Raw genomic sequence first — 8,058 nt, forward strand, 5'->3', positions numbered from 1 at the left:
CTCTACAACGGTCAGCTCCCGCAATCAGTGCTGAAGGGCCGAACGCCCATTGATGCGCTCAAGGACTGGCAAAAACAAAGGCCGGACCTGTTCAGGAAGAGGCCGTATAATCACATGGGATGTGACAGTTAGCGTGGCGCCACCCGATGAACAGATCATCGTTCCATATGCGCCACTATTAGTACTTCAAGGCTAATATTGAGCGCGCATGCAGATACTCAAGAACCCCCATGCTGCTGAACCAGCTAAAAGCACATTGGGAGGAGATATCGTATTCAAACTTCCGGCTTATGCGTCTACTCGGCGTCTTTCAGGCGCGTGCCTTCGCAAAGCGACAGCACGTCCGCCAGAAGCGGGTTCGGAAAGCGGCGGTGCTGCGTGACGGCGTAGAACGTCTCGCTGATGCCCGCCAGTCGGGCGGCCTCGACAAGCGTTCCGGCGTCCAGTTCGTCCCGCACGACGATGGGAGGGATGACCGCGATCCCCGCCCCCTCGCGCGCCAGCAGGCGCAGCATCGCCATGTCGTCCGCCTCGGCGGCGATCAGCGGCACGATGCCCATCCGGGCGGCCATCGTGTCGAAATCGGCCCGCAGCGCCGTTTCAGGCACCGGCAGGACCAGGGGTTCCGACCGCAGCAGCAGCTCCAGCGACCGGCCCCTGCCCACCAGGTCCGGCCGGCCGATCATGCTGACCGGCTGTTCGGCCAGCCGGTGGATCAGCCATGGGCTGGCGGCATCGCGGGCCGGGGCAAGGTTCGTCAGCACGACATCCAGCGACAACCCCTCCAGATTGCGCAGCAGCTCTGCCTGGGTGCCTGATCGCAGCACGACCTCGACATCGGGGCGGCCGATCAGCGGTCGCAGGAACAGCATCTGGAAATTGCGCGACAGGGTGGCCAGGGCTCCCACCCGCAGGGCGTGCCGCGACCGGCCCGTCTCGCGCAGGATGGCGGTCAGATCTTCGGCGGTGCGAAAGATCGCCTCGGCATGATCCAGCGCGATCCGGCCCGCCTCGGTCAGGATCAGCCCCCGTCCCCGCCGTTCAAACAGGTCATGACCCAGGGACGCCTCAAGCAGGCGCAGCTGCGTGGACAGCGCCGATTGCGATAGGTTCAGCCGCCGCGCGGCGCCGGTCAGCGTGCCGTCCAGGGCCACGGCGCGAAACAGGCGAAGGTGGTGCAGGTTCACAATGGTTCCATAATATAGAACGGTTCGGCATATTATATGTATTTTTAAGAAACGTTTCCAGCAGCTATCCGGTGTCGACAAACTTGCGGAGCCCATCATGACAACCCAGATCCTGCCCCTGACCGCTTTTGGCCCCCTGTTGCTTGTTGCCGCGGCCCTGCTGATTCGGGTCAGGCCCGGCCCGCGCCTGGCGGAAACCGCGGCGCTGTGCGCCTTGGCCCTGTCGCTGGTCGCGGCGCTGCAGTTGATGACCGGCGGCGCTCAGGCGCTGGCCCTGTTGCCGGGGGTCGGCCTGATGCTGGATGCGATCGGGGTCACCATGGCGGTGCTGGTCGCGTTCGTCGGCTGGATCGTCCTGCGCTATTGCCGGACCTATCTGCAGGGAGAGGCGCGAGCCCCCCGGGCGCAGGCGGGCATCCTGATCGTGCTGGCCGCAGTGCTGGTGCTCGTGCAGGCGGGCGATCTGGCGCTGATGGCAGTCTGCACGATAGTTATCGGGGCGGCGATGCGCGACCTGCTGCTGTTCTATCCCGATCGGCCCGCGGCACGGCGTGCGGCGGCCAAGTTCGCACGGGTCTGGGGTGCAGGCGACGTGGCGCTGGTTCTGGCCGCGGTTCTGGCGTGGATCGCCTTCGGCACCACCGATCTGGCCACGCTGAAGGCCGCGGCGACCGGGCCGCTGACCCCCTCCGCACAGGGGGCGGTTGCGGCACTGGTGCTGACGGCGCTGCTGAAATCGGCGGCTTTTCCCCTGCATGGCTGGTTGACCGAGGTGATGGAGGCCCCGACCCCGGTCTCTGCGCTGCTGCATGCGGGGGTTATCAATGCGGGCGGCGTGCTGCTGATCCGTACGGCCGATCTGGTCCAGGCCAGTCCCGGCGCGATGGCGGTGCTGGTCACAATGGGAGGTCTGACCGCGCTGTTCGGTGCGACGGTCATGCTGATCCAAAGCGCTGTCAAGACGGCACTGGCGTGGTCCACCATCGCGCAGATGGGGTTCATGCTGATGCAATGCGGGCTGGGCCTGTGGTCGCTGGCACTGCTACATATCGTGGCTCATGGGCTGTACAAGGCGTACGGGTTTCTGGCCTCGGGCAACGCGGTCGCGGCGGTGGCCTCCGCGGGTCGCCCCGGCCCCGTCGCCGTGCCTGGCATCGGTGCCGTCGCGCAGGCCTTTGCGCTGGCCCTTGCCCTCTATGCGACTGTCGCGCTTGGGTTCGCGGCGATTGGCGGCCAGAAATCGGCGCAGGCGCTGGCCTTGGGCGCCATCCTGATCGTCGGCACCGCCTATCTGGTCGCGCAGGGGCTGGCCGATGCCGCCCCGCGGGCGCTGACGCGGCGCACGGCGATGGCGTCGGTCATGGCGGCGCTTGGCTATTTCGGCTTTCACCTGCTGGCCGGAGCGCTTTGGGGGCCGCATCTGCCGCCGCCGCCGTCGCCCGGTGCGCTAGAATGGGCGCTGATCGCGCTGGCGGTGATCTCGTTCGGGGTGGTCGCAGTGGCGCAGGCACTGTTTCCGCTGTGGGCGCATCACCCTGCGATGGCGGGACTGCGCGTCCACCTGGCCAACGGGCTGTACCTGAATGCCCTGTTCGACCGGCTGATCGGCGGCTTTCGCGCCGCGCAGTCCCGCTGATCCCCACCCCCCATTTCCAACCGAGGTTTCCATGATCCACGATCACGCCGGCGTCACACCCGATCATGCTGCCAGCCTGCTGGCGGCCGCGACCCAGGCCGCACGCGCCATCCCCCCGGCTTTTCCGCTGGCGGCCGCCGTCGCGGTGAACCCCTTTCTGGGCCAATCGGACGATGACCTAGCCACCGCCTCGGCCAGGCTGGCCCGCGTCGCGGGGCTGTCGCTGACCCGACCGCGGGCCGCGTTCGGGGCGATGATGGCAGACGGGCGCATCACCGACGACGACCTGGCGGCGGCGCTGATCGCCTGCCCGTCGGCGCTGAAGCCGGTCGATCTGGGCATGCTGAAGCTGCGCCTGAACGCGACCGCGCCGATCCCCCGCGCCCTGCCGACGGTCGCCGATCTTGCCGCGCGCCATGACGACACCGACTGGCCCGAGGTCATCGCCCGCAGCATCGGCCTGTGGGCCGCAGGGCGCTTTGATCAGGGCCAGGCGCTTTGGACGCCCGCGCCTGGCACCAGCGCCCTTACCGCGTGGAAAGAATGGGCCACCTATGACCTGACGCCGGAAATCGCGGGCCTGCGCGGGTTCTGCGCCCATGTCGCAGCCGCCCCCGACCGGGCGGAACGGGTCATCCTGCAGGCGGCCGAACGGCTGGCCCTGACGCCTGAAGCAGCGCCGACGGCGTTCCATCGGCTGCTGGTCGATCTGGGGGGCTGGGCACAGCACGCGCGATGGCTGTCCTGGCAGGCCGAACAGTCACGCGGGACCGATGGCACCGTGATCGACCTGCTGGCGATTCGCCTGATCTGGGAGGAGGCGCTGCTGGCGCACCGCTCCGACCTAGCCGATCCATGGACCGACGCGGTGCGCGCGCATGCGCGGCCGGTCCAGCCATCGGCCGATCATGTGGCGGATTCGATCGCCCAGGACGCGGCAGAACGCGCATACCAGCGCGGCCTTGCGGCATGCCTGACGGGGTCGCGCCCGACTCTGTCCCGGCCGGCGATGCAGGCGGTGTTCTGCATCGACGTCCGGTCCGAACCCTTTCGCCGCGCGCTGGAGGAGGTCGCCCCGGACGCCGAGACCTATGGCTTTGCAGGCTTCTTCGGCCTGCCGTTGCAGCATCATGCCCAGGCCAGCGTCCACGCGGTGCCGCATCTGCCGGTGCTGCTGACCCCGTCGCTTGACGCGACCAGCCAGGACCAGGCCGAGGATGCCGCGCGCATCGCCGCCCGGGCGACGCGGGCCTGGGACCGGTTCCGGCAGGCCGCGGTATCGTCCTTTGCCTTTGTCGAGGCGGTCGGGCCGCTCTACGGGCTGAAGCTGCTGAAGGGGGCTATGGGCCGCGACGCCGCCCCTGCCCCTGCGGGCGCGCCCCGCCTGTCCGCCCCCATGTCGGCGCTGGAAAAGGGACGGCTGGCCGCCACCATCCTGCGCGCCATGGGCCTGGTCGCGGGGCATGCAAGGCTGGTCCTGATGGTCGGCCACGGCGCTAGCATGACAAACAACCCGCATCACAGCGCCTATCACTGCGGCGCCTGCGGCGGCCAGACCGGAGAGGTTTCGGCCCGCGTGCTGGCTAACTTGCTGAACGACCCCCAGACACGGGGGGCCCTGCCCGATTACGACATCACGCTGCCCGACGACACGCTGTTCGTTGGGGCCCTGCATGACACCACGACGGATCACGTGACGTTGCACGCCGCCGATGCGCTGGCAAGTCACGCGGGCGATCTGGCCCGCGCCGCTGACTGGCTGGAGCGCGCCGGTGCGCGCAACCGCACGGTCCGCGCGGCACGCCTGCCGGGGGCAAGCCCCGCGACGGTGGCGGCGCGCGCGTCGAACTGGGCCGAGACGCGGCCGGAATGGGGGCTGGCCGGATGCGCGGCCTTCATCGCCGCACCGCGGGCCATCACGCGCGGGATCAACCTGGGCGGGCGCGGCTTCCTGCACAGCTATGATCGCGCGCTGGACACGGATTACACGGTGCTGGAGCTGATCCTAACCGCACCGGTGGTCGTCGCCAGCTGGATCAGCCTGCAATACTATGGCTCGACCGTGGCCGCGCCCCTGTTCGGGGGCGGCACCAAGCTGATCCACAATGTCACCGGCGGCATTGGCGTGGTCGAGGGCAATGGCGGTTGTCTGCGCCCTGGCCTGCCTTGGCAGGCGGTCCATAACGGCACTCGCCCCGTCCACGACCCGCTGCGGCTGACGGTGATGCTGGACGCCCCGACATCCGCCATCGACGCGATCCTTGACCGCCATCCGGACGTGGCGCGTCTGTTCGGCAACGGCTGGCTGCATCTGCTGGCGCTGGAGGGGGGCCGTGTCGTCGCACGCCATCGCCCCGGAATGGGGTGGCATGATGAGACGAGTTGAGAAGGTCAGCTTTCGACGGCAATGAGTCGTATTGCCACAAGTGTCTTAAGCTAGGGCACGGCTTGATATGCACATTCATAGCTTAAGCGCTCATCGCGGCGGGTTGGCACTGTGAGTTGCTGCCGGTTTCGTGAACACGAAGATAGGATCGTGACCAAAGAACTGGAGATTGGATATGAATAGCCATATGTTTCGTGGACGCCTTCTTCGCTAACTTTGCGGCAAGAAGGTCATGATGGGCACTGGCAATTTCACTGATGACTTCAAGCGGGATGCGGTCGCACAGATGACCGAGCGGGGCTATTCTGTAAGCGAGGGTTCGGAACGACTCGGGGTGAGCAAGCACTCGCTCTATGCCTGGAAGCGCAAGTTCGTGAAGACGGCGACGGGTGACACGGAGACCTGCGCATTCCGCGCGGCATTGATCGTGCCGTCATGGCACACCTCGTCGATGGCGCATGGATCGAACGCCATGAGAACCTGCTCATCATCGGTGCAGCCGGGCTGGGAGAGAGCTGGATTGCCTGCGCAATTGGCCACAAGGCCTGCCGCGATGGCCGGCGCGTCGCCTATCACCGCGTGCCGCGCCTGTTCGAGGCTCTCGCCATCGCCCGTGGCGACGGGCGGCACGCCAGGACGATGAAAGCCATCGAGCGGACCGAGTTGCTCATCCTCGACGATTGGGGCCTGTCAGTGTTTACTGTTCCCGAACGGCGAGACCTGCTGGAGATTCTTGAAGATCGTCACGGCCGTGGCTCCACAATTGTCACCAGCCAACTCCCGGTGGAGCACTGGCACGAGACCATTGGCGACCCGACCCTTGGGGCCGGGGAGCGATGAAAGACCGTTGTAAGCTGGTCGGTGTCATAAAATGATCGCGAATGCCGCCATTATCCCGGAGCAAGCCGTGCAGAGGACGTGTGCCGCGGCATCTGGGCATGCAGATTGGCGAGACCGACAGAGTGACGCAGGCAAGATTTGACGAATTAACGAATTGACGATGGTAAGGTTTTCATTACGTGATGCACCCTATTGCATGACGTGCAAGACAGAGGGTGTGATGAAAGAGAACCTTAATCTGCTATTCAATCTTCTGCCTGCACCCGGGACAAAGGGCTATCTGGTGCTGGAGCATCTGACCGCCGTCAATCTTCAGGATCGCGGCGAAGTCATGGTGGCTGATAGTGTTATCCGGCTCAGCCTGTGCGCAAACCAGGACGGGGATAACCCGCTCCCAGTCTACGAGTTGTTGCTGAACGACGACGAAACCCACAACCCTATCGAAGCTCACGACAGAATTAGAACCTGGGCCGCAGGCTTTATGCTTGGCGCCAGATACGCTGGCGAAACCATCGGCCTGACCATCAAGCCTGCGCAGACAGTCTGATGGGTGTTCACTTCCATTCAGAACTGGGCCGCACAGGCGCAGAATTTCCTCTGAGAGATAAGCCACATGGAACTTCCCCACTGCGGTCAGCGGCAGGGTAAGGGGGCAATACAAATGGCTGTATTATCAATGGAAAACCCGTCTCAGTTCTGGGAGTACATAAACAGCCGTGCCGATAAGAATGTGAAAGCTAGATCAGTGCCGCTTCTTGGTCCACTCAACGGGGCTCAATTCGCCTTGGTCTGCATGCCCGCCTACATTGCCTTGAAATCGCAGCCTTGAAAATTTTCGGACAAGTCCGATGACGCGCATCAATGAACCATTGCGGATGTCGGAGCATCGTTCCTCTCATTGGCGCGGCATACCTCGCCAAAAAAATTTGGGAGAAGAGCTATGAATGACACGGACCTCAGAGCGGATGTGGAAGATGCACTCGAATTCGAGCCCGCCACTGACGCAAACCAGATCGGTGTGGCTGTTCAGAATGGCGTTGTGACACTTTCGGGACATGTGACGACATACGCGGCCCGACTGGCGGCTGAGCGTGCAGTGGCACGTGTGAAAGGCGTGCGCGGCATCGCGCAAGAAGTCGAAGTCCGGCCTGCTGGATCGCACCTGACCGCCGATGACGAAATCGCCCGGCGTGTCTTGGAGGCACTTGCTTGGAATTCACTTGTACCCATGGACAGTGTCAAGGTCCGTGTGGCAGAGGGTCACGTGACCCTGTCGGGGCGCGTTGAGTGGAATTATCAGCGCACCGCGGCTGAACTTGCCATTGCTGGAATGAGCGGGGTGAAGGGGATTCTCAACAGCATCGAAATTACCAAGAAGGCCAGCCCGGCCGACGTCCGGCAACGCATCGAAAATGCACTGAAGCGCGACGCAGAGTTGGATGCGGCTGGTATTCGGGTCATGGTTCATGATGGGACTGTGACGCTGGAGGGAAAGGTCGATTGCTGGGGCGATCGGATGGCGGCAGAAAATGCTGCTTGGGCCGCGCCCGGCGTTCAGCGTGTCAACGACCAGTTGCGTATCTCCTGATCCAGCTTGGTCTATCTGCTGATTTTAGAAGAAAGGCGGCGGCAGAGTTTACCCTGTAGCCGCGCCTTACTTTACCAGGTTTTGCAATGAGGTAACATTAGACGCCGCGTCGCCCCAAATGTCCCACCTTGGTCAACCAGAACCGGCGTCGTGCCTCGCCAGCGTCTTCGACTAAACCAATCAATGTCTGGTGCACCGGACGAAAGCCAATAAAGCTGAGAATATTCCGTCGCACTGCTGCGACCCCGTGCTGGTAGAACCGAAGATGGAACAGTCATCCGTAAGCGGCGGGGGCGCCTCACCTGCTTTCAGCTTGACGGCATGAAGTTCCAAGGCAGCAGATCGTCGATCCTTGCTTGCGGGTGACCGGCGGCCACTGCTTCCAAGGTTGCCTTCAAATAGGCGAAGGGCTCGATACCAT

The 8,058-nt window shown here is 64.4% G+C and carries 6 protein-coding genes and 2 pseudogenes; 6 read left to right on the top strand and 2 right to left on the bottom strand.

Annotated features, from left to right (window positions below; all coding sequences use genetic code 11):
• Positions 1-296: 296 nt before the first annotated feature.
• Complete coding sequence (locus EG885_RS20830; protein ID WP_242679780.1) at positions 297-1,187, bottom strand: LysR family transcriptional regulator; 891 nt, start codon at positions 1,185-1,187, stop codon at positions 297-299.
• 97 nt (positions 1,188-1,284) lie between these two features.
• On the opposite strand from EG885_RS20830, the gene EG885_RS20835 reads away from it, so the two are divergent.
• The 6 genes and pseudogenes from EG885_RS20835 to EG885_RS20860 all read left to right on the top strand — a co-directional run bounded on the left by EG885_RS20835 (position 1,285) and on the right by EG885_RS20860 (position 7,637).
• Positions 1,285-2,823 (top strand): proton-conducting transporter transmembrane domain-containing protein, encoded by a 1,539-nt coding sequence (locus EG885_RS20835; protein ID WP_131578495.1) that lies wholly within the window; start codon positions 1,285-1,287, stop codon positions 2,821-2,823.
• Between the two features lie 31 nt (positions 2,824-2,854).
• Positions 2,855-5,209, top strand: a complete 2,355-nt coding sequence (locus EG885_RS20840) for a YbcC family protein (protein ID WP_131578498.1) — start codon at positions 2,855-2,857, stop codon at positions 5,207-5,209.
• 235 nt (positions 5,210-5,444) lie between these two features.
• Positions 5,445-5,583: pseudogene (locus EG885_RS23385) on the top strand (transposase); the annotation flags it as partial.
• A gap of 34 nt (positions 5,584-5,617) precedes the next feature.
• A pseudogene (locus tag EG885_RS20850) lies at positions 5,618-6,031 on the top strand (ATP-binding protein); the annotation flags it as partial.
• 238 nt (positions 6,032-6,269) lie between these two features.
• Complete coding sequence (locus tag EG885_RS20855) at positions 6,270-6,596, top strand: hypothetical protein (RefSeq protein ID WP_131578505.1); 327 nt, start codon at positions 6,270-6,272, stop codon at positions 6,594-6,596.
• A gap of 393 nt (positions 6,597-6,989) precedes the next feature.
• The gene (locus EG885_RS20860; RefSeq protein WP_131578508.1) at positions 6,990-7,637 is read left to right on the top strand and encodes a BON domain-containing protein; all 648 of its coding nucleotides are present in this window, start codon (positions 6,990-6,992) and stop codon (positions 7,635-7,637) included.
• A 308-nt stretch (positions 7,638-7,945) separates the two neighbouring features.
• Here EG885_RS20860 and EG885_RS20865 read toward each other — a convergent pair.
• A partial coding sequence (locus EG885_RS20865) for a transposase domain-containing protein (RefSeq protein ID WP_131578511.1) occupies positions 7,946-8,058 on the bottom strand: 113 nt, incomplete at its 5' end.

Origin of the sequence: Paracoccus nototheniae, assembly GCF_004335005.1 — a bacterium.
Taxonomy (GTDB): Bacteria; Pseudomonadota; Alphaproteobacteria; order Rhodobacterales; family Rhodobacteraceae; genus Paracoccus; species Paracoccus nototheniae.

Coding starts and splice junctions, on each gene's coding strand:
- EG885_RS20855 (WP_131578505.1), top strand. CDS start 6,270: ATGAAAGAGAACCTTAATCTGCTATTCAATCTTCTGCCTGCACCCGGG.
- EG885_RS20860 (WP_131578508.1), top strand. CDS start 6,990: ATGAATGACACGGACCTCAGAGCGGATGTGGAAGATGCACTCGAATTC.
- EG885_RS20835 (WP_131578495.1), top strand. CDS start 1,285: ATGACAACCCAGATCCTGCCCCTGACCGCTTTTGGCCCCCTGTTGCTT.
- EG885_RS20840 (WP_131578498.1), top strand. CDS start 2,855: ATGATCCACGATCACGCCGGCGTCACACCCGATCATGCTGCCAGCCTG.